Raw genomic sequence first — 21366 nt, 5'->3', positions numbered from 1 at the left:
TTAATTCGCAACACCAATCATAAAAACCTTTGGCCTTTCTGCTTTCTCCTTTCACCTCAACTTATTACATTTGAAACTGACCAATAATTAAAATGAACAGAAATAACACCCTGCTTCTAATCCCGGCAGTTGCGTTGCTATGGAGCTGCAATCGCCAGAACAAAACAACCGGCCCTATCACACCCGAAGACATCAAGAGTCACATCGCTGTGCTGGCTAACGATTCATTAATGGGTCGAAAACCCTTCACCGAAGGTGAAACCAAAACCATCCGCTACATCTCGGCCGAGTTCAAAAAGTTAGGTCTCGAACCGGGGGACAACGGCAGCTATTACCAGGACGTACCGCTCGTAGAAATCAAAGGCAGTCCTTCTGAAACGATGGAAGTTACAGGCGGGAAATCGCCCATCACTTTGCATAGTTTTACCGACTTTGTTGCCTTTACCCGGCAGGAACTGGAGGAGGTTGATCTGAAAAACTCACCGTTGGTTTTTGCAGGATACGGTGTTGTTGCGCCGGAATATAACTGGAACGATTATGCAGGGCTCGATGTAAAGGGTAAGACCGTAGTGGTGCTGGTAAACGATCCCGGCTTTAAATCAGGCGACCCCAAATTATTCAAAGGTGATACCATGACCTACTACGGCCGCTGGACCTACAAGTATGAAGAAGCAGCACGACAGGGTGCTGCCGGTGTCATCATTGTACATCAAACCGAACCGGCCAGTTATCCCTGGAGTGTGGTTAGCAGCAGCAATACCGGTGCAAGGCTTTACCTGCAGCAAGGCAATAAACACATGGACCGCTGCAAAGTGGAAGGGTGGATGACCGAAGATGCTGCCAAAAAACTATTCGCGCAGGCAGGAGTTACCGGTGACTTCCGCGCAATGGCCCGCAAAAAGGACTTTAAAGCTATCCCTCTTAATATGACTGTAAACCTAACCATTCATAACAAGCTCAAATATTCGCTTTCGCACAATGTCATCGGTGTTTTAAAGGGGAGCACTGCGCCTGATGAATACATCATTTACACCGCGCATTGGGACCACTTTGGCATTGGCAAACCGGATGCGAAAGGCGACAGCATTTATAATGGCGCTGTGGACAATGCCGATGGAAGCGCAACGCTCATCAGTATGGCTAAAGCCTTTACGGAGGCAAAAGAAAAACCGAAACGCTCTATTATTTTCCTCGCCGTTACTGCGGAGGAACAGGGCCTGCTGGGTTCCGAATATTATGCCACCCACCCGGTTTACCCTTTAAATAAAACCGTTGCCAACATCAATATGGATGCCCTTGGCAATTACGGCGAAACAAAAGATATTTCCATCACCGGCAAGGGGCAGAACGACCTGGAAGATTATATCGAAAAGTATTCAAAAGAGGATGGCCTCACCGTTGTGGGCGATTCCAAGCCCGGAGCCGGCGGATACTACCGGTCAGACCATTTTAATTTCGCAAAAGTAGGGGTACCGGCTCTTGATATGAACAATGGCACAGTAAGCGCCACGCATGAAGCAGGATGGGCCAAAAAACAGCAGGACAATTATACGGCTAATACCTATCACCAGCCATCTGATAACTATTCCCCGGACATGGATGCTTCTGGCATGGCACAGATCGCCAACCTGCTTTACCGTCTTGGTGCCGACCTGGCAAATGAAAGCACATTTCCCGGTTGGAAAAACGGTTCGGAGTTCAAAGCGATAAGGGATAAGTCGATGGGTAAATAGCCTAAATGGCGTGCCGCATAGTGATTTCCGGCGCATCTCTAAAAAGCAAAAAGACAACCGCATTATTGCAGTTGTCTTTCCGAACCTGATAAAGTTTAGGCTTTGATGTAAAATAATAGCTTTTAAATTAAATCCGCAACCCGTGTTTTCACGGTATTTGCAAAAACAAGAAAGCCGCTTTGGAGTGTAACAAAGCGGCTTTTGTTATATTTTGTAACCTATAGTTAAATGATTCCTATCAATAGGCGTTCTGTTGAAGCGTAATATCGTATCTCGATCCGGTAATTCCTTTCATATCCATGTACGGAACCACAAAACTGTTAGCAAACCAAAGTACCGCATGGCTCGCAGCCGGGTGCGAATTGCCGATCTTTTTCTTTGACAGCCAATACATTTTTTCGCATTTGCCGGTCGCGAAGTTGATCATCGAATATGTACCGTTTAAGGTAGTCATGCCGCGCTTGTCATTCGAAATTATATAAAGACTACTTTTGTTGAAATAAAAACCCAAAGGCAAGTGCCTGTTAGGTATAGTGTACCCTGTAGGGATCAACTGCTGAAATTTGGGAGTAAGGTCCAGATCGTACCCGTTTACAACAATACTGTTTTCAGTTTCCCAGGTGCCGCCATTCATGCCCGACGAGGTAGCCGTGCTTGTAAGCGCAGCGATCAGACCGTTATCACTTTCTCCGAAAGATCGCAGGTTTAGCGATTTCACAGAGCCCAGGTCTGGCGAATCCATCTTTTTATTCACAGGCACAAAACTCTTTTTCATGGCCTTTACGTGATCTTTGGTAAACAGTTCATTTACATATTTTTTTGCGCCGGTTGAAAAATCTAACCTTCCAATGCCCAGTTCTGTTTCCTTATCCGGATTTCTGAAAACCAGTGAATAGTATAGTATGTTATTGTTATTTTTTGATGCCCTGATAACAATGTCATTCCCGCCAAACGAGTCTAAAGCATCGTCCCCCAATATCACGTCACCCGTGATCGTTTTTGCAGGTGTGGCTTTGCCTTTATCATATTTGGTGATATCCATCTTTCCGTTATTGTCCCAGGCGACAAACAAATCGCCTGCGTTATTAGCTGTCAAGCCTATAAAAATACCAGGGCCTATTACAGGCTTAATTTTATTTACAACTTCCAGTTTATCGTTAACGTCTATTACATCCAGGTTTTTCGTTTCGTTAAACTGTTTGATATACGAATTCATCGACACAATACCCAGCAAGCTCGGCATGGCAACGTGCAATCTGCGTTCAAATCCGCTTTCTCTAACTGCTAATTTAAAAGTGTCGCCATCGCCGGTAAACACGAAAGGAAAAGCCATATGATCCTGTACGCCGTCAAAAATCACCTTTTCCGCAAGTGTTTTGCCGGTTGCCGGGTCGAGTATGTAGGCTTTAAAAGTGTTATTAGTTTGCTTTATTTTGCTGAATTCAGACGCAGCTACCGCCAGTATTTTCCCATTAAACTTACGTACCGTTATTACATAACCGGGCAATGATGACTGCCAAACGGACTGCACCTGGTCGTTTATCGCAGTAAGGCTAAAATTTTCATTGTCGGTATTAACTGACATAATATTCAGGTGATCATTAATCACCAGCGAAGGTTCAAGACTGCGGATGTCTTTAAAAAAGTCTTTGTAAAGTGGCGGTTCTTCTTCCTGGGCTGACGCGATAAGGGGCAAGATCAGCATCAGGCTTATCAATAGTTTTTTCATGAAAGGGTTAAGTTGATTAAATAAAGGCATTAAGATAGCCAAATAAAATGATCATAAACAAAAAGGCTGCTACTTAGCAGCCTTTCTATTAATTACGTTGACTATGGTTACTCTTCCACCACCTCGCTGTTGGGCGTCGTTACTTCGGCAGTTTGATGTTTAAAATAGTGCTTTTGTTTGATCAGTATCATGATAACGCCAACAGATATGGAGGCATCGGCCAGGTTAAAAATGGGCCGGAAAAACTCAAAATCCTCGCCTCCCCAAAACGGGAACCAGTGCGGGAAATTGCCCGAGAAAAGCGGGAAGTAAAACATATCAACCACGCGGCCGTGAAATAACGGTGCATAATGGTAAATAACTCCATAAAAAGTAGAGTCGATTATATTACCCAAAGCGCCCGCAAATATTAAGGCAACATTCAGTATAAGCCCCCGGTGGTACTTGTGTTTTATCAGGTAAACCAAACCCCATGCTATCGCGATAACGGCTCCTATGCGGAACAATGTCAGGAATAATTTACCCCAATCACCTCCAAATTCCATACCGAAGGCCATGCCGTTGTTTTCGGTGTAACGCAGCATGCCCTTGCTGCCAAGGAAATGTATCTCCTGCCCCATGATCATGTGACCATGCACCCAGGTCTTTATAATCTGGTCGGCAATGATCACGAGAGTGGCAATAAGAAATGGCCTGGTATAAGCAGCCTTCATTAATATTGCTTCAGTTTGGCTTCCATGCTCAGCGTGGTATGTGGTACGGCACGCAGGCGTTCTTTTTGGATCAGCTTACCGGTTTCGCGGCAAACACCATAGGTTTTGTTTTCAATACGCATAAGCGCAGCTTCCAGCTGCTCTATAAATTTCTTCTGGCGTGCAGCCAGTTGATTGATGGATTCCTTTTCCAGCGTAGCCGACCCGTCTTCCAATGTTTTATATGTTCCGGCCGTATCATCCGTGCCGTTGGCATTTGGTGAACTTAACGACGATGCAAGCGCGTTCAACTCTTCTTTAGCAATACGCATTTTTTCCAATATCAGCGCTTTAAACTCCTGCAGCTCTGCGTCAGAGTACCTGGTTTTTTCGTTTTCTTGTTTCATTTACACTTAGTTATAAAAATCAATATTTCGTTCCCGTCAATTTGTACTGTATCGCCTTCACCTAACTGATTATCAAGTACTATGCGCTCAGCCAAAATTTCGGCGCAAATATAAGATAAATTATTTTCTATCGCTTTGATAATCACGGGTGATCCGGCACCGTAATTAACGTTTATTTTATCGGTAACCTCAAGGCCCTTTTCCTTGCGCAGGTTTTGCACCCGGTTGATAAATTCGCGGGATATCCCCTCCTCCTTCAATTCCTCGGATATGTTAACATCTAACGCAACGGTCAGCTTTCCCATATTGGCAACCTGCCATCCGGGCACATCTTCAGCAATGATCTCAACTTCGGTCGCAAGTACCTGGTATTTAGCATCAAGTATGCCTATGCTGCCCTCAGTTTCCAGCCTGGTGATATCATCCTGGGAAAAATTGGTGATTGCATCCGCCACTGCCTTCATATCCTTACCCACTTTCGGTCCTAATGCTTTGAAATTTGGTTTTACCTTCTTTTTAATAAAACCCGAAGCATCGGTAATATACTCAATATCCTTGATATTTGTTTCAGAAAGGATAAGATCTTTTACAAGTTCAACCTGGTGCTTGAAGTTTTTATCCAGTATCGGCAGCAATATCCTCGCTAACGGCTGGCGGACGTTGATACCTACTTTCTTACGTAACGACAACACCAGCGATGATATATCCTGTGCCATTTGCATACGCTCCTCAAGAGCTTTGTTCACCAGGTCCTTGTGATAAGCAGGGAAATCAGTCAGGTGAACCGACTCGAAATTTTCCTTTTTGGTCACCTGGTTCAGGTCGTTATACAGCCTGTCGGCAAAGAACGGCGCTATGGGCGACATCAGTTTGGCAATAGTCGTGAGGCAGGTATATAACGTTTGGTAAGCCGACAACTTATCTGCCGAATCATCTGACTTCCAGAAACGGCGGCGGCTTAGACGAACGTACCAGTTGCTCAGGTGTTCGTCCACGAAATCCTGTATAGAGCGCGCGGCCTTGGTTGGTTCAAAATCCGCATAAAAGGCGTCCACATCCTTGCTCAAAGTGTTCAGCAGTGATATGATCCACTGATCAATTTCAGGACGGTTCTTTAGTTCGATCTCTGCCTCCGAATAGGTGAACTTATCAATATTGGCGTACAGCGCAAAAAACGAATAAGTATTATAAAGCGTACCAAAGAACTTGCGGCGCACCTCGTCCAGCCCCTCCATATCAAATTTGAGGTTGTCCCAGGGCGATGCATTGCTGATCATGTACCAGCGGGCCGTATCTGCGCCGTATTGTTCAATGGTGGAGAACGGGTCGACCGCATTGCCCAAACGTTTGGACATTTTGTTACCGTTCTTATCCAGCACCAGTCCATTCGAAACCACATTCTTGAACGCGATTCCCTTATTGCCAACTTCCTTATTGATGGCTTTTATTTCGTCGCTGCATTCGCTTAGCATTACAGCTATGGCATGCAGGGTAAAGAACCAGCCGCGGGTTTGGTCAACCCCTTCGGCAATAAAATCAGCCGGGTAAGCATTTTTAAATTGTTCCTTATTTTCAAACGGGAAATGCCATTGCGCGTAAGGCATGGCGCCGCTGTCAAACCAAACGTCGATCAGGTCGGGTTCACGATAATAGTAATACGTTTTGCCATTGTAGATGCGAGATAAAATGATATTATCTACATAAGGTCTATGAAGATCGACAGGTATATTTCTTTTGTCAAAATATTCCTCGATTGAACATGAGAATTCTTTAAAGAGAATATCCCTATTTGGACAATTGTCCAAAAGACTTTTTAAAGAAATTGAATTATCGTGAATGTTATATATAAACTGCTCAACAGTTTCCCAGTCCTCTTGTTTATCATCATTATAATCGATACCTAAAAACTTCAGAATTTCATCAGCATGATGCATTCTGAAATATTCTATAGCTTCCTCAAAATCGAAATATCTCCCTTGCTGTCTGAGTTCTTCAATGCTGCCGATGCATATTTCCGGCTCTTTAATGGTTAAATTATCGCATCGCCATATCGGCAGCGGCGTTCCCCAGTATCTCGAACGTGATAAATTCCAGTCCACCAGATTCTCCAACCAGTTGCCAAAGCGGCCTGTTCCGGTCGATTCCGGTTTCCAGTTGATGGTTTTATTAAGCTCCACCAGCTTGTCCTTTACCGCAGTGGTTTTGATGAACCAGCTATCCAATGGGTAATATAGTATCGGCTCATCGGTACGCCACGAGTGCGGGTAGCTGTGCTCGTATTTTCGTACATCAAAGGCCTTATTGTCTTCTTTCAGCTTGATGGCGATCATCACATCCGTTTCACGGAAACCGGGCGCTTCACGCTCTTCTTTGCTATAATATTCTCCTTTTACATAGAGCCCGGCAAAATCCGTCACTTCATCCACAAAACGGCCCTGCTTGTTTACCAGCGGTACTTCCTTGCCGGTTTCATCCAGCACCATTACCGACGGTACACCGTTTTCCTTACAAGCCCGAAAGTCATCCGCACCAAAAACCGAAGCGGTATGTACAATACCCGTACCATCCTCAGTGGTCACAAAATCAGCCGGGATAACACGGAAGGCGTTTTGCTCCAGGTCGGCATTGGTTACATAAGGCATTAGCTGATGGTAACGTATGCCGATTAGGTCCGAACCTTTGAAAGATGCTTTGATGGTCCACGGGATAATTTTGTCGCCTTCTTTGTACTCTTCAAAAGAGGCATTCTCACCCTCGGCCTTAAAATATTTGCCAACCAGTTCTTTCGCCAAAACAACGCTTACAGGCCGGAAAGTGTATGGGTTATAGGTGCCGATCTTAACATAATCAATATCTTCACCCACCGCCAGCGCACAGTTGGATGGCAACGTCCACGGGGTCGTCGTCCAGGCCAGTATCACCGTATCCTCGTCCGCATTTTGAAACAAGGTTTTGATAAAGGGATGTTGCTGATCGTTTTTAAGATGAAACTGCGCAACAATAGTGGTATCCTTAACATTTTTATAAGTACCCGGCTGGTTCAGCTCGTGCGAGCTTAAGCCAGTGCCTGATTTGGGCGAATAAGGCTGCACGGTATAACCCTTGTACAGCATGCCCTTATTATAAAGCTCCTTCAGTATCCACCAAAGGGTTTCAATATATTCGTTTTTGTAGGTGATGTACGGATCGGTCAAGTCTACCCAGTAACCCATCTTTTCAGTTAGGTCGTTCCATACATCGGTAAATTTCATTACCTCCTTACGACAGGCTTCGTTATAATCTTCGATGGATATTTTTTTGCCGATATCGTCCTTTGTGATGCCCAATGTTTTTTCGACACCCAGTTCGATAGGCAAACCGTGCGTATCCCAGCCGCCCTTACGTTTTACCTGGTAGCCTTTAAGGGTTTTATATCGGCAGAAAATATCCTTAATGGAACGCGCCATAACGTGGTGGATGCCGGGCATACCGTTAGCCGAAGGCGGACCTTCGTAAAAAGTGTAAGGGTTATTTTCGGGACGGCTCGTAATGCTCTTTTCAAAGATGTTGTTCTTCTTCCAAAACTCAAGTACATCCTTGCCTGTCTGCGATAAATTCAGCTGCTTATATTCCTTGTACATCAATATGTTCCACCTAAAATTTTAGAGGTGGCAAAAATACGGAATTTGAAATTAAAAAAGCCATATTCCCCGGTTTAAAAACATCTTCCTGACAGAAAATTCAGACTATTTACCTTATTATTGGCCAGAATTATGACCAGATTCCGAACTCCGCTCATACTGTTCGTTGCAGGCACCGTATTTCTCGTTATCGGCATGGCGTTCAGGATAATGCATTGGCCGGGCGGCCAACTAATAACCGGCAGCATGATGATGGTACAGGGATTTGCTATCGTGTGGCTGATCGTTTTGCTTTTCCGCAGTGATAAAAAGCTTTAAGCATGCCAAAACTATCAGACCTCAGACTTTCGGACTTCCTAAAAAATCCCCCTGCTTGCGCCTCCGTCCACCTGTATGGTCGTTCCGCTGATGTAGGCGGCCTGTTCTGAAGCCAGGAAAGCCACCAAAGCGCCTAACTCTTCCGGTTTGCCGATCCGTCTTGCGGGGATGGTTTTTGAGCGCTCTTTAATAGCCTGGTCGTGGTCAATATCCTTTGGCAAAACCTCTTTTACCCGGTCGGTCAGGATCAATCCCGGCGCTATGTTATTTACCGTGATCTGGTAAGGACCCAATTCATCCGCCATCAGTTTGGCCATACCCACAACACCCATGCGCATAGCGGTAGAAAGCACTGCATTGTTCAATACCGCCTTTACCGATCCGCTTATGATGTTGATAATACGCCCGCCGCCTGCCTTTTTCATGTATGGCAGCACCTCGCGACCGGTGCGCGCAAAAGCAAAAAGGGTTAATTCAAACGCCTTTTGCCAGGCCTCGTCGTCAAAAGTTTCAAATTGGGCAAAAGGCGGACCGCCGCCGTTATTCACCAAAATATCTATCCCGCCGAACGTCGCAGCAGTTTTGTGAATAAGGTCAAGCACCTGCGCCGCATCCGAAACATCCGCGGCAATAGCGATCACCGGGTTACCGGTTTCTTTGTGAATTTCAGCCGCTGTTTGTTTGAGCTCATCCGCATTGCGCGAGCAGATGGCCACTTTCGCGCCTTCTGCGGATAACGCCAATGCCGATGCCCGGCCCAGTCCCTTGCTGGCGGCAAGCACCAGGGCTACTTTATTTTTGAGTTTAAGATCCATAGGAATATTTTGAAAGTGAAAGTTAGCAAGGTTTATTTTTTAAACAATAAATCCAATGTCATTTCGAACGATAGAGAGAAATCTTCACAAAGTAGCCAAGCGGACTATATAAATCGTTTAAGATTTCTCACTGCCGTTCGAAATGACAAAAAGATTTGAATTACTTTTGAATTCATGAACACCATCATGAGCTACAAAAATTAAAAACTGCTCGTGATAGCTTTCATACCTTAGAAGTAAGTTAGCCTAATGAAAAAATTCACCCGGGGATTCGGTTATGCATTTAAAGGGCTTTGGTACGCAGCCAAAACACAACTTAATTTCCGCGTGCATTTAATTTGCACCATTATAGCGCTCGTCCTGGGTTATATACTCGATATCTCCGTTACCGAATGGCTCTGGATCTTTATTTGTATCGGACTGGTCCTACTCACCGAACTGCTGAACACCGCACTTGAACTTTTATGCGATGTCATCTCGCCGGAATACAACGAAAAAATAGGCCATGTTAAAGATATAAGCGCCGGTGCGGTGCTGGTGACGGCTATTACCTCTCTTGTTATCGGCGCCGTTATTTTCCTGCCCAAATTATTGTTGCTTATCCATCATGCTGCATAAAACCCGTGGCATCGTTTTCAAAACTACCGACTACGGCGAGAGCAGCGTCATCGTCCAGGTTTTTACAGAAAAGTTTGGCCTGCAATCATATATCATCAACGGCGTAAAAAAGCCGAGGGCCAAAATTAGCCGCAACATGCTGCAGCCTATGCACCTGCTCGACCTGGTAGTGTATCATAAAAACACCGGCTCAGTACAGCGCATAGCCGAACTGAAAAACTCGCCTTTATTGCAAAGCATCCCTTATGATGTTATCAAAAGCAGCCTGGCTATTTTCCTGAACGAAGTACTTTACAAGGCCGTCCGGCAGCAATCGGCCGATGAGAATTTGTTTGATTTCATCTTCAACGCCATTGAATGGCTAGACCACCAGCATGAAGGGCTGGCTAATTTTCACCTGCTGTTCCTGGTAAGGCTCACCCGTTACCTCGGTTTTTTTCCCGAACAATTTAAAGCCGAAGGTTTTGACTACTTCGATATGAAAGCCGGTACTTTTAGCCGTTATAAACCGGAAGGGTTTTACTATTTATCACCGCCACATACACAAAACTTTGGCGTATTGCTGCAATGCAGCTTTGAAGGACTGGGCAAGCTGCATTTTTCTAACGATGAGCGACGCTACCTCCTGCAAAAACTATTGGAATATTATGCCCTGCATGTGGAGGGGTTCGGCAATATCAGGTCGCACGAGGTTTTGGAGGAGGTGTTGGGGTAATAATTGTAATCGCCTGCCTTTTACAACGACAAGGTTTAACAGCTCAGAAAACATTAAAAATAGGTCTTCAATTCATTGATGTACTCGTAAGCCTGGTATCCAAAAGGCTTATCCATAGGAAATGCTTTTTGCATCAGGTCAAATAAAATACTCATCAATCTACGATCTTCTGATTCAAGATGGTTACTAAAATGATATTTTTTAATATTCCCGATTTTGTTAAAATTCACATCTACTTCAATGCCGTCAATTTGAAGATCCTTAAGCAAAGGGTATTTATTGCTTTTCTCACGTTTGTTTTTCACCGTTCTGGAATAATGGTATGATTGAAGAAAGCCAGTTAATCTTACTAAATCAAAAGCATTGAGTCTGGCTGTATCATATGAGGAAAGCTCCTTTTTATTAAACCCCTTGTAAACCCTCAATTCCACGAAACTGGAATCAGGCGTTTTATGAATCATTAATGTACTTCCCCTCGAAAGTGAGGGCGTGAACTCAAGGGACAACGTATAAGAGGTCACTTTTGATTGTCCAATACATGTTAAGCCAAGTGCGAGGCAAAAAAAGATGATGAAACCTTGTTTCATGAATAAGGCTTGAATGTCACACTAATTTATCATTATTTATGCAAATAATACACACTAATGAGCAACATTTCCTGCATCAAAGGTTTGCTGGCTTCGTAATATCAGATCGCACGAGGTGCTGGAGGAGGTGCTGGGGTAATTAAAAAGTCCCTCTCCATCGGAGAGGGATTTAGGGTGAGGCACGATGTTCGAGTCCCGTTTTAGTCAAGCACCTTAAGATTTTCAGCTTTGTAATTCTGTACAAATTGATTTTTGCCTGCCCCGGTTACTTTTATTACCTCCACGGTATTTCCGCATACGCCCGGTTTTGAAAAGAATAGCAGCAACTCCTCCTTTTTATATTTTATTTGCAGGCAGTAGGACGATAATATAGTGCACCGGTTTGCCTCTGGCTGAAGGTTATTGCAATTCAGCAATACGCTTATCAGCTTATAATATTTTTCCTTAGCAATTTTTTCTTTGGAGGCCGACAGGTAGTTCATGATATAGGTGGCCCCTGCCTGCTTCGAACTGTCGCTTACCGGGGACCCGTCAAGATGGTGATAGGTTATATTCCTGCTGTTGAGCAGTATCTTGATATCATTCTGAGTAAGAAAAACAGAGTCACGCATCGGTGTCTTGTTTTGTGCGCCGCCGCAATTCCATATTACGGCAAACAAAATAATGCTGGCGATGAGTTTCATTAGTTTATTTTTACGTAACTAACTGCGGTTTCTGAGCATATCGACTCGTTGCAATTCTGCCCGTTCGTCATTTCAAGCACGGCACTCCTGGTTTCGGATATGATATTGGACCATGATGTATTCCCTTCAAATACGCTTAGCGACTTATCGAGCGATTTAACAAAATTATAAATGAAAAAGCCGCCTATATCGGCATTGCACTTGGCAGTCTCGCCCTTTGATGCCGCCGTTGCCACAACTACACCCGATTGGTTAAGGAATAACGACTGGCAGTTGGACCTGCTCCATTGCACGATCGAACGTGCTGTTGCGGCCCTTGAATTGCCGAACGGTTTGGCTATATTGAGATAACTGTTGCAGCAATCGGATAAAATTATTTTGAGATGCGCATTTTGCGGTTTTAGCATCGAATAAATATCCGAAAGGTTAAGGGTATTGGCATCGAGAGCGTCAAACTTGCCGCTCCGCAGATCAAATTGCGGGTAGGCGTTACTTTCATCATTCCGGTAGTGAAACCCATGGCCCGAATAACAAAATATCAATATATCATTATTCGATGTGCTCATCGAGTTCAGCGTGTTAACAACGGTGGCCTTACCAAAATTATCGCCCGATATCTCCTTATATTCAAACCCCAGGTTCAGCATTCGTGATACATCCCTGAACATGCCTTTAACGTGATCGATATCCCGCTGGCAGGTACTGCCGATATTATCATCGTTGGTATTGGCTATCATGATCAGCTTGATGGAGCCCGAATTTGAAGCATACGAACTTGTATTATTGCCCGAAGAAGTATTGAACAGGTTAACAAAGAACGGTTCGGACCGCCCGAAAAAATAGTTGGCATAGTCCTCGGTTATGTCGCTCGTATTTAACAGCCGAACGCTGGTAATGGTTCCCTGGTCCGTTGTGCCATTTGGATTGGGCGATGTCACGCCCCATGGCCTGAATGTGCTTTCACCCGGTAGTTTCTTGAACCATAAATAATCAGGGTAATATTTATCTGTTGCCTCGCCTAAAATAAAAACGGGGTTTTTGCCTGTGAACCGTATCGTTTCATTATTGGCGCCGTCAATCGTGTAATTACCGCGCACTTCATCAAAATCCATATTTACAACCTTTGCCTTTCCATTGACGATGTATCTCACGCGCATAAAACCGGTATTATTCTCATACCTCACCAAAAACGCGGCATATATCCTGTCGCCGGTATTCGCAAATGTGTATTTGATCTCGTAAATAGTTGTCGCCTTTGTAGCGCAACAAGCAACGGCAAACGCAAATAGTAAAATGAGCCTTTTCATGTCTTATTATTTAATGAAGAAATAATTAGTACTATTCGATGATTTTCAGGTATTTATACAATAAATATCGCAATCGGATTTCAAATTTCCCACGGGAAAAACACCTTTTTTTCAACGTATCTTAACTTCGGTTTTTACGCATCCTGATGATTTCAAACGATGGTGGTATTTTTGTAAAAAACCTTTAATTTCACCACTGAAATTTAACACCCAGTTAATCCCGCTGAACGAATGCCCGGCAAAATCCTGATCGTGATACCTTGTTACAATGAAGAGGCCTCGCTGCCATTGCTTTTACCCGGGTTACTCGCCACCACATTACCGCAGGGCTACCAGTTGGAAGCGCTCATCGTTAACGACTGCTCAAAGGACAATACTTCCGCTGTAGCAAAAAAACATAAGGCGACAGTGATAGATCTGCCGGTAAACCTTGGCATTGGCGGCGCAGTGCAAACCGGCATTTTATATGCCCGCGATAACGGCTTCGATATGGCTATTCAGCTGGATGGCGACGGGCAGCATCCGCCGAAAGAGTTGCCCAAGCTCATTAATCATCACCTCGAAACCGGCGCCAACGTGGTTATCGGTTCGCGTTTTTTAGAGAAGGAGGGGTTTCAGTCGTCGTTCGCACGCAGGATGGGTATCAAATATTTTCATTGGGTTAATTTGTTGCTCACCGGGCAGCAGATATACGACAGCACGTCCGGTTTCCGCCTGTTCGACCGCAAGGCCATCGAACTAGCGTCCATCTACTATCCTGATGAATATCCTGAGCCTGAATCGCTGGTTGTATTTTCCAAAGCCGGGCTTAAAGTCGCCGAGGTGGCCGTGGTAATGGCTGCCAGGCAGGGCGGGCAATCGTCCATCCGCAGCTTCGGCTCGTTATATTATTGCTTTAAAGTGAGCCTGGCCATGTTCTTTTCATTCATTCGTAAACTCTGATCATCATGCTTAGGATACAGATCATCACCATCATCGCGAACATTTTGTTCATCCTGTACATTTCGCGTCTTATTGTAAAAGGCAAACTGCGCGAGGAGTATGCCATTGTCTGGATAATATGTACGGTTTTTTTAATGGTTTTCTCGTTCTGGACCGATGGCCTCGAGCTTTTGCGAAAAGTAACGGGTGTTGTGGTTGCCGCAAACCTCGTGTTCACTGGCTTTATCTTCGCGATATTGATATACCTGCTGCACCTGAGCGTAGTAGCATCAAAACTATATAACGACAACAAAAAACTTGGCCAGGAAATAGCTTTGCTAAAGGAAGAGTTCAACAAGCACCTGGAAAGTAAAAAATAGCATACATGGATCATTCCACCTGCCCCGTTTGCGGAAGTCCGCTTAAAGTACTGTTCAAGCTGCGTTTCAATGTCTATAAATGCGATAACTGCGGCCTGCTGAATTCAGATGCGCAGTTCGAGCATTCGTTCGAATCGGCCCTCGAGGCCGGTGCGCGCGACCCGGGCCTGAAGGCGTTGCGGCTGCAGAACTTTATCACCATCATAGCCAAACTAAAAGCCGCAAAAAAAGGTGACCTAAACGGTTTGGAAATAGGCAGCGGCAATGGCTGGTGGCTGGAAACCTGTCAAAGCCAGAAAGTTGGCTGTATCGGTATCGAACCGGAGCATGTTTACGAGGATTATCACCAGGAAAAAAAGCTGGATGTTATCTACGGTTTCTATCCTGATGTCAGTCCTAAAAAAGAGGGCGGCTACGATTTCATCATTTTTAATGATGTCTTCGAACATATCCCTGATATCAACAGCCTGGTTGAAAGCCTGAAACAAGACCTTGGGGATGATGGCATCCTGATCATTAACATACCCATGAGCACCGGCTTCTTTTACAGGATTGCAACATTGCTGCATAAATTCGGCATGAACGGTCCTTTAACCCGCATGTGGCAATTTAATTTTCACAGTCCGCACATGAATTATTTTAACGAGAGCAACATGAAAGTGCTTTTGGAAAAACACGGGTTCAATTGCGCAGAGGTCTTCAAACTAAAATCGCTGGATATTCAAAGCACCAAGGACCGTATGCTGGCCGACAAAAATATGAGCAAATGGAAAGCCTCGCTGATGACCTCGGCGCTGAAAGTAATGAAACCTGCTATTGACAGCTCGGAGCCCGATATTAAGGCGTTTTTCTTTAAGAAACGCCCTGGCAAATAGCATTAAAAGTTTATTTCCGGCTGCTCGCCTTTCCGGCCCTTGCCTGCGCCAGGTTATTCTTTAACAATTGATTTTTGGGATTTATTTGCAGGCCCTTTTCGCCGGTTTTTATGGCATTATCCCATTGACCGAGCGCATTGTAAGCGGCGCACATATTGTTATAAGCCAGGTCATAGTCCGGTTTTTGTTCAAGCGCGCATTCGCAGGCTACAATGCACAGGTCGTACAGTTTAAAATTGTAATAGGTTAAACTTTGATTCACATATTCTTCCGCTGTTGGTGGTTTAACCGGGTAGGTAAGGCCTGTGCTATGGTTTTGTGCCAGGGCCAGGTTATTCTTTGCCAAAACGAAGCCGGGTTCCAGGCTCAGCGCCTTTTTCAGCGGCTCAATGGCTTTGTCGAATTGTTCCAGCGCAATATAAGCGCTGCCGATATTATTGTAGGCAGCGGCGTAATCAGGCTTTAACTTAATGGCCTCCTGTGCAGCAGCTATACAACTGTCAAACCGCGCAGCAAGATAGTAATCAAGGCTTAGCTGCAGGTATTTTTCGGGCGTTGGCGCAAGCTTAACTTTTTCGGCTTGCAGGTCGGCCTTATTCATTTTTTTATTGGCATCCTCCAGGTAGCCCAGGGCAACGGTATTACCCGGCTCCAGTTGCAGCGTACCTTTTGCCAGCAATTCCAGGTTATCCCATTCACCCAACCTGTCAAAGGTTTCCATCAGGAATTTATGGGTTTCCAGATCGCCTGCCGAAAGGTTCAGCGACCTTTCCAGCTCAACCTCGGCCTCGCGGTACCGGCGCATATCGTACAAAAACTTTCCATAGAGTTTGTGATGAACAGCATATTGCGGACCGAGAAGGATACCCTGTATAAAATAGCTTTCAGCATCCTTGAATTTTTGCTGCTTGTCTTTCAGCACACCCATATTGATGTAGATGAACGAGTAATTAGGCAGTAACTGCAGCGCGCGACCAAAGTAATTTTCCGCTTCGGCGTATTTGCCCTCCGAAACCAGGATATTACCAAAATTCATCAATCCCCTGCCGTTCTTCGGGCTTTTTATCGTAACGTTTTGCCACAGGCTTTTCTCGCTGTGCCAAACATTGTTCCGCTTCCATGTACCGTAGGCGCAAGTAGCAAGTATAGCAAGCACCGGCAGCCAAAGCAGCTTTGGATTTTTCGCCAAAAACGAGTCCTTCTTAGCCATCAACTCGAATATGAGCAGGCTCAAAGCCCAGCTAACACTTAATACCAAACCCACAAAAGGGAAGAACATACGGTGATCGTTCAGCACTTCGCCAAGCGGGATAATGCTTGACGTAGGTGCCAGCGCAATAAAAAACCACAGAATACCAAAACTGATGGGCCTTAGTTTAGACGATCTTGAAGTGTAAAAAGCAATGCTGATCATTATCAAAAGAAACAGGCAGCCCGCAAAAAAACGCCAGTCTTTAATACTGTTTAATACCCCCCAGTCGCTGTCGGCGCTTAACCCTGTTGGCCAGAAGAATGTGATGAAATAATGCAGGATGACAAAAGGTTGCGTGATGACGTATTGCAACGGCGAATGGCCACCGGGCTCCCAGGTCTTTGGCGTCATCCTGTCGACCAGCAGATACATCCCGGCGCATACAACAAAGGCCGGAACCGATTTTATTATGGCCTTACCCAACTGCTTAAGATGTACCCGTCTGAATATGTCGATAAGACTGAGCTTTTCCTCGAATAGTAATGTATAAAAGAAAAATATCGGCGCGAACATAACTGCAGGCGGCTTGGCTAATATACCAACGGCAACAGGCAGCAGGTAGATAAACGTCCGGCGGCAAAACGGCGAACAGGCATAAAGTACGAATCCCGCCAGCACGGCTACGGTTGATTGTACATCGGCCCGGGCAATGATGTAATTTACGGTTTCGGCTATAGCCGGGTGCAGCAGGTACCATGCCGTTGCGAAGAGCGCTACGTATGTGATGTTTTTATTGGAAGATGAAAGGCCGAACAATTTATTAAAAAATATCACCATCAATAACCCCTGGAGCAGGAAAGTTATAAAAGTGGACAAATGATAAAAAAACGGGTCGTATCCCTTGCTCAACCAGTAATCGATGGCCAGTGATGTCGTGGTAACAGGGCGGTACGATTGGTTTTGAGGTAATATACTGCTCGTTGTGCCATCCTTAAAAAACTTTGGGATATTCTGAATGTGGCGGATATTTGGATTATCGTAAATGGAATGGCTGTCGTCAAAATGAAAGCCGTTGTAGAAGTGGTTTGAATATACCGCAGTAACAGCCAGTACGATCAGTAAAAAATAAAATAGCAGGGTGTTCCTTTTCACAGTACGGTTAAAGTATTATCAGCGCAAAAATTACTAACTTTTGAGGAGAAATGGCAAATAGTAATTATTAACAAGGCCGAATTTATAGTGTTGATTTCGTTATTTGTAAAATACTTGTTGCCCTTCTGTTTTTCCCGTCATGGGGTACATCTTCTGCTTACCTTTACCCTATGAAACGATGTGCTATTTTCAGCCTGTTTATTGTGCTGGCAATTTATTCAGCATCAGCACAGACCAAGATCCGGGCAAAAGATGCTGCAAAGCATATCGGCGAAACGGTAACGATAACCGATAAAATTTACGGAACAAAATTGTTCGAGAATACCAATATGACCCTGCTGGACATGGGCGGGAGTCACCCCAACCAGTACCTTACCATCGTAATCAACGGTGCCGACCGGCCTAAATTTAAAGACAAGCCCGAAGACTATTATAAAGGGGCGAATGTTTCCGTTACTGGTAAGATCATCGATTATAAAGGGAAACCCGAAATAATTGTGACTGACCCCGCCGACCTCAAAAAGGCATCCAACTAAAACGCAAAGTGCGGTTCTTCATGCAAATGGCCGCCCGGAAGCAGCCATTTTGCAAACCAACCATAAACTGTAACCACGGTAGAATAGTATCATTTTTTTATCGCTGAGCGGGCGATATACGCTTTGCTTACGTTTTCTGCGCTTATGCTGTGCAGCTTACGATAGTCGGCACCGGATACATTACGGTTCAGTACATATTCTTTGCCGTTCCATCGCCACACTGGGAAGTTATTGCCCGGACCGCCGATCAGCAGGTCGGGATAGCCCCCGTTGCCGGTGTTAAGTATATCCGGCGTAACACCCGGGAAACCCAGCTCCTTATGCCAGTCGCCGTAACTATCCCTGATAAAAAGCACCACGCTCGAACCCGTAAGTCCCGAAGTGTAACTATTACCGAAGGTCATAAATATCTCCTCTACGCCATCCTTGTTCATATCTGTCGGGTACACTTGTATATCGAAAGGGTAGTCGGCGGCGTCTGTACCAAGAATAAACTGCTTTTTATCTTTCGACAACGGGAAACCTGCCAGCCTTGCTATGGCGTTTTTGTCTTTTATCGACAGCCTTGAGCGGGTATGCCCGAACAGCACTTTGGTTTCGTCATTCAATATGGTAGCAAGCTCCTTTTTTGATTTGGTAGTGATCACCGGCTCGGGGAAATCCTTTACTTCGGCCGGCGCGTTTGAATAAGCACCCCGCACCGTTTTGCCAGCGCCTAATTGACCATAGTAATTGCCTCCCCAGGCCCATACTCTTCCATTGTTCATAAGTGCCACCGCATGGTTTTGGCTCACCGCCACGCTGCTCCACCCACCTGGCAGGTTAACTTTTTGAGGGCTGGCAATATCGCCCTGGCCGCTAAGCTGGCTATTACCCCACTGCCACAGCGAACCATCGGCTTTTATGGCAATAGTATTCATGCTGCCGTTGGCAAGTGTCACCCAGTCATGGTCGGTACCTACCTGCGTTGGGCGGTCTATACTTTTAACATTCCTGCCAAGCCCCAGTTGAAACGAACGGCTTACACCCCACGCCCACAAAGTGCCATCTTTCTTGATACCAAAACTGCCATAGCCGCGCCAACCGGTAAATATTTTGGCCCAATCTTTATCTGTACCTATTTGTATGGGCGCCTGCTGCACCCTGGTTACAGTTGGTGTGCCGAGGCACCCGCCTGTATTAACACCCCATGCCCAAAGGCTACCATCTTTCTTCAGTGCCATGGTGTAGGCATCGCCCGCAACCACCATCGCCCAATCACGGTCCCTACCTACCTGGTAAGGGTGCCGGCAGGTGCTGTTTACAGTTGGGCCCACACCCAGTCGCGCGTCAACATTGTTGCCCCATACCCAAAGCGTGCCATTCTCTTTCAGCGCAGCGGTTTGGCCGTCGGATGTCGACACCCATGTCCAATCTGTGTCGCGTCCAAGCCTGGTCGGAAATTCAACCCGTGTGCCCAATTCATCCAAACCCATTTCGCTGTCGTTTCCCCATCCCCAGGCCCATAAGGTGCCGTCCGTCTTTATAGCCAGGGTGTGATATCCCCCCATGGTCACCATCTTCCAGTCATTATCCGTGGTGATTTGTACCGGGGTAAAATTCGATGCCGATTTCCCTACCCCCGACTGTCCGTAACTGTTATCGCCCCATCCGTAAAGCACTCCGTCTTTTAATATAATGGAGCAATATTCGCCCGAGGTCAAATTGCCTTGCGTTATTGGCAGGTCACCGGCTGTCACCTTCCCGATGCCATTATTGGATTCGTTACTTGTATTTGTAGTAGTGGTTTGCTGCTTATCTTTCTTTTTAAACAGGTCGAGCAACTTGATCGGTTTAGGCGGAGGAGGTGGTGGCGTTCTTTTCTGCTGGGCTACCAGGCCGCCACATATTAAAATTAATACCAGGCCCGCGTATATCTTTTTCATATCGAAATGTTTTGCATAGTTGACATCAAGCCAGTACCGCTGGCGGCAGCGACGCCTCTTCCTTAAACTCGCGCAGCTTTGGCCCGTTCCAGGTAACGGCCCACATCAACAGGCCAAAAAGCAACCCAAAAATTCCTCCGGTTATGCTGCGACCAAGTACCAGTCCCAGCAAAAAGCCGCCACCTAAAAAATACCATATATTAAAGCGGAATATCTTTTTCAGCTCCTTATCGTTATAAAAGCTTTTGCGTGTAGAATGATTGACAACCACAATATATGGCCCCAGCTTTTTTCCTTTTTTTATGGCCCATATCACCGAGATCAAATTGGTCTCGCGGCAGGCCACATTAAAGTCCTGCAGCTGGAAGGCGTGTTCGGTCCCGCTGTCATCGGTCAAAAATATCTGGTCGTGCACAACCGTGGTCGAGGTTATGGTCACCGGCGCCGTTCCGCCCGTTCCGCGGTAGCTGTAACCGCCGCCACCGCCGCCGTGTACCTTTGTTTCCATATTTTTCCCGGCCTCGTTTACTTTCCCCGTTACGGTGTAGATGTCGTAACGTCTTCCGCTTATTTCCAGTTCTTTCATAATTGAATTTTTATTGATGAACAAATAAATTTAGAGCGATCGGCCAACATAGAATTCTCCGTCTGTCACCGTAATAAAGGATGCCGTGGTACCCGATTTGATCAGTTTACCTGAAAATGTCCCTTTAAAATGATCGTTGGCTACCTCGCTTATATTCAGCGTTACGTTAGTGCCTGCCGCTGCAGGGCTGGCCAGGTAGGTCGAGTTATCCTCGTCCTTGTAAGTAAATGTAGTTTGGATAGTTGTTATACCACTAACCTCTATATATTTACCGGTGTACGTAGTGGTGGTATTATATGCGGCGCCATCATTCAGTCCTATAGTTACCCCGGCAGCCGGGTTTGAAGTAAACTGTGCACTTACAGACATTGCGTGAATAACACCTGAAACTACGCCCGAAACCGTTGTGGCGTTCACGGTCATAGTTTTAGCAACACCATTAACTTTCAGCTTAATATAAAAGTCTTTTGTTGAAACTTGCTTATTAGTGGCAGCACCGTCCTTTTTACAACCATTTAAAACCGATGTGACTACAAACAATGGCAGTAATACCCGAACTATTTTCTTCATAAAAG

Annotated in this window: 20 protein-coding genes; 8 read left to right on the top strand and 12 right to left on the bottom strand. The window is 45.4% G+C overall.

Annotated features, from left to right (window positions below):
- The first annotated feature begins 92 nt into the window (after nucleotides 1-92).
- Complete coding sequence (locus tag FRZ54_RS06185; RefSeq protein WP_147030766.1) at nucleotides 93-1733, top strand: M28 family metallopeptidase; 1641 nt, start codon at nucleotides 93-95, stop codon at nucleotides 1731-1733.
- Between the two features lie 238 nt (nucleotides 1734-1971).
- On the opposite strand, the gene FRZ54_RS06180 is transcribed toward FRZ54_RS06185, so the two are convergent.
- From FRZ54_RS06180 to ileS, 4 genes are all read right to left on the bottom strand, one after another.
- Nucleotides 1972-3462: a hypothetical protein gene (locus tag FRZ54_RS06180; RefSeq protein ID WP_147030765.1), complete on the bottom strand. Its 1491-nt coding sequence runs from the start codon at nucleotides 3460-3462 to the stop codon at nucleotides 1972-1974.
- Between the two features lie 107 nt (nucleotides 3463-3569).
- On the bottom strand, nucleotides 3570-4175 hold the full coding sequence (locus FRZ54_RS06175) for a lipoprotein signal peptidase (RefSeq protein ID WP_147030764.1): 606 nt from the start codon (nucleotides 4173-4175) through the stop codon (nucleotides 3570-3572).
- On the bottom strand, nucleotides 4175-4561 hold the full coding sequence (locus FRZ54_RS06170; protein WP_147030763.1) for a TraR/DksA family transcriptional regulator: 387 nt from the start codon (nucleotides 4559-4561) through the stop codon (nucleotides 4175-4177). Before FRZ54_RS06170 ends, FRZ54_RS06175 begins: the two co-directional genes overlap by 1 nt.
- Nucleotides 4558-8181, bottom strand: a complete 3624-nt coding sequence (ileS, locus tag FRZ54_RS06165) for an isoleucine--tRNA ligase (RefSeq protein WP_147030762.1) — start codon at nucleotides 8179-8181, stop codon at nucleotides 4558-4560. Before ileS ends, FRZ54_RS06170 begins: the two co-directional genes overlap by 4 nt.
- A 132-nt stretch (nucleotides 8182-8313) precedes the next feature.
- On the opposite strand from ileS, the gene FRZ54_RS06160 reads away from it, so the two are divergent.
- Nucleotides 8314-8499 (top strand): hypothetical protein, encoded by a 186-nt coding sequence (locus FRZ54_RS06160; RefSeq protein WP_147030761.1) that lies wholly within the window; start codon nucleotides 8314-8316, stop codon nucleotides 8497-8499.
- Nucleotides 8500-8537: 38 nt separating this feature from the next.
- On the opposite strand, the gene FRZ54_RS06155 is transcribed toward FRZ54_RS06160, so the two are convergent.
- A complete protein-coding gene (locus FRZ54_RS06155) occupies nucleotides 8538-9314 on the bottom strand; it encodes an SDR family oxidoreductase (protein WP_147030760.1) in 777 nt (258 codons plus the stop codon).
- 249 nt (nucleotides 9315-9563) lie between these two features.
- Between FRZ54_RS06155 and FRZ54_RS06150 the strand changes: the two genes are divergently transcribed.
- Nucleotides 9564-9932, top strand: a complete 369-nt coding sequence (locus FRZ54_RS06150; protein ID WP_147030759.1) for a diacylglycerol kinase family protein — start codon at nucleotides 9564-9566, stop codon at nucleotides 9930-9932.
- Nucleotides 9922-10647, top strand: coding sequence for a DNA repair protein RecO (recO, locus tag FRZ54_RS06145; RefSeq protein WP_147030758.1), 726 nt, complete (start codon nucleotides 9922-9924; stop codon nucleotides 10645-10647). The genes FRZ54_RS06150 and recO overlap by 11 nt, the downstream gene beginning before the upstream one ends.
- Nucleotides 10648-10700: 53 nt before the next feature.
- Here the strand turns inward: recO and FRZ54_RS24380 are convergent, their stop codons facing one another.
- The 3 genes from FRZ54_RS24380 to FRZ54_RS06130 form a co-directional block, all read right to left on the bottom strand.
- Nucleotides 10701-10952 (bottom strand): hypothetical protein, encoded by a 252-nt coding sequence (locus tag FRZ54_RS24380; RefSeq protein WP_187359763.1) that lies wholly within the window; start codon nucleotides 10950-10952, stop codon nucleotides 10701-10703.
- A gap of 482 nt (nucleotides 10953-11434) precedes the next feature.
- Nucleotides 11435-11917: a hypothetical protein gene (locus tag FRZ54_RS06135; RefSeq protein ID WP_147030756.1), complete on the bottom strand. Its 483-nt coding sequence runs from the start codon at nucleotides 11915-11917 to the stop codon at nucleotides 11435-11437.
- Nucleotides 11917-13224 carry a caspase family protein gene (locus FRZ54_RS06130; protein ID WP_147030755.1) on the bottom strand — a complete coding sequence of 436 codons (1308 nt, stop codon included), beginning with the start codon at nucleotides 13222-13224 and terminating at the stop codon, nucleotides 11917-11919. Before FRZ54_RS06130 ends, FRZ54_RS06135 begins: the two co-directional genes overlap by 1 nt.
- Before the next feature lie 231 nt (nucleotides 13225-13455).
- On the opposite strand from FRZ54_RS06130, the gene FRZ54_RS06125 reads away from it, so the two are divergent.
- The 3 genes from FRZ54_RS06125 to FRZ54_RS06115 are packed head-to-tail and all read left to right on the top strand — an operon-like array spanning nucleotide 13456 to nucleotide 15400.
- Nucleotides 13456-14166 (top strand): glycosyltransferase family 2 protein, encoded by a 711-nt coding sequence (locus tag FRZ54_RS06125; protein WP_147030754.1) that lies wholly within the window; start codon nucleotides 13456-13458, stop codon nucleotides 14164-14166.
- A 5-nt stretch (nucleotides 14167-14171) separates the two neighbouring features.
- The gene (locus FRZ54_RS06120; protein ID WP_147030753.1) at nucleotides 14172-14525 is read left to right on the top strand and encodes a DUF2304 domain-containing protein; all 354 of its coding nucleotides are present in this window, start codon (nucleotides 14172-14174) and stop codon (nucleotides 14523-14525) included.
- 5 nt (nucleotides 14526-14530) lie between these two features.
- Nucleotides 14531-15400: a class I SAM-dependent methyltransferase gene (locus FRZ54_RS06115; protein WP_147030752.1), complete on the top strand. Its 870-nt coding sequence runs from the start codon at nucleotides 14531-14533 to the stop codon at nucleotides 15398-15400.
- 10 nt (nucleotides 15401-15410) lie between these two features.
- On the opposite strand, the gene FRZ54_RS06110 is transcribed toward FRZ54_RS06115, so the two are convergent.
- Nucleotides 15411-17744: a tetratricopeptide repeat protein gene (locus FRZ54_RS06110; RefSeq protein WP_147030751.1), complete on the bottom strand. Its 2334-nt coding sequence runs from the start codon at nucleotides 17742-17744 to the stop codon at nucleotides 15411-15413.
- A 170-nt stretch (nucleotides 17745-17914) separates the two neighbouring features.
- Here FRZ54_RS06110 and FRZ54_RS06105 point away from each other — a divergent pair, with 170 nt between their 5' ends.
- Complete coding sequence (locus FRZ54_RS06105; RefSeq protein ID WP_147030750.1) at nucleotides 17915-18280, top strand: hypothetical protein; 366 nt, start codon at nucleotides 17915-17917, stop codon at nucleotides 18278-18280.
- An 89-nt stretch (nucleotides 18281-18369) separates the two neighbouring features.
- On the opposite strand, the gene FRZ54_RS06100 is transcribed toward FRZ54_RS06105, so the two are convergent.
- Genes FRZ54_RS06100 through FRZ54_RS06090 form a run of 3 tightly spaced genes read right to left on the bottom strand, consistent with a single transcriptional unit; the run spans nucleotide 18370 to nucleotide 21361 of the window.
- Nucleotides 18370-20205 (bottom strand): RCC1 domain-containing protein, encoded by a 1836-nt coding sequence (locus FRZ54_RS06100; protein ID WP_147030749.1) that lies wholly within the window; start codon nucleotides 20203-20205, stop codon nucleotides 18370-18372.
- A gap of 25 nt (nucleotides 20206-20230) precedes the next feature.
- Nucleotides 20231-20791: a hypothetical protein gene (locus FRZ54_RS06095; protein ID WP_147030748.1), complete on the bottom strand. Its 561-nt coding sequence runs from the start codon at nucleotides 20789-20791 to the stop codon at nucleotides 20231-20233.
- 30 nt (nucleotides 20792-20821) lie between these two features.
- The gene (locus FRZ54_RS06090; protein ID WP_147030747.1) at nucleotides 20822-21361 is read right to left on the bottom strand and encodes a hypothetical protein; all 540 of its coding nucleotides are present in this window, start codon (nucleotides 21359-21361) and stop codon (nucleotides 20822-20824) included.
- Nucleotides 21362-21366: the final 5 nt, after the last annotated feature.

The sequence above is a fragment of the Mucilaginibacter ginsenosidivorans genome (assembly GCF_007971025.1).
In the GTDB taxonomy this organism is placed as follows: domain Bacteria; phylum Bacteroidota; class Bacteroidia; order Sphingobacteriales; family Sphingobacteriaceae; genus Mucilaginibacter; species Mucilaginibacter ginsenosidivorans.
Note: the sequence above shows the minus strand (reverse complement) of the source record. Positions and strands in the feature narration are given on the sequence as shown.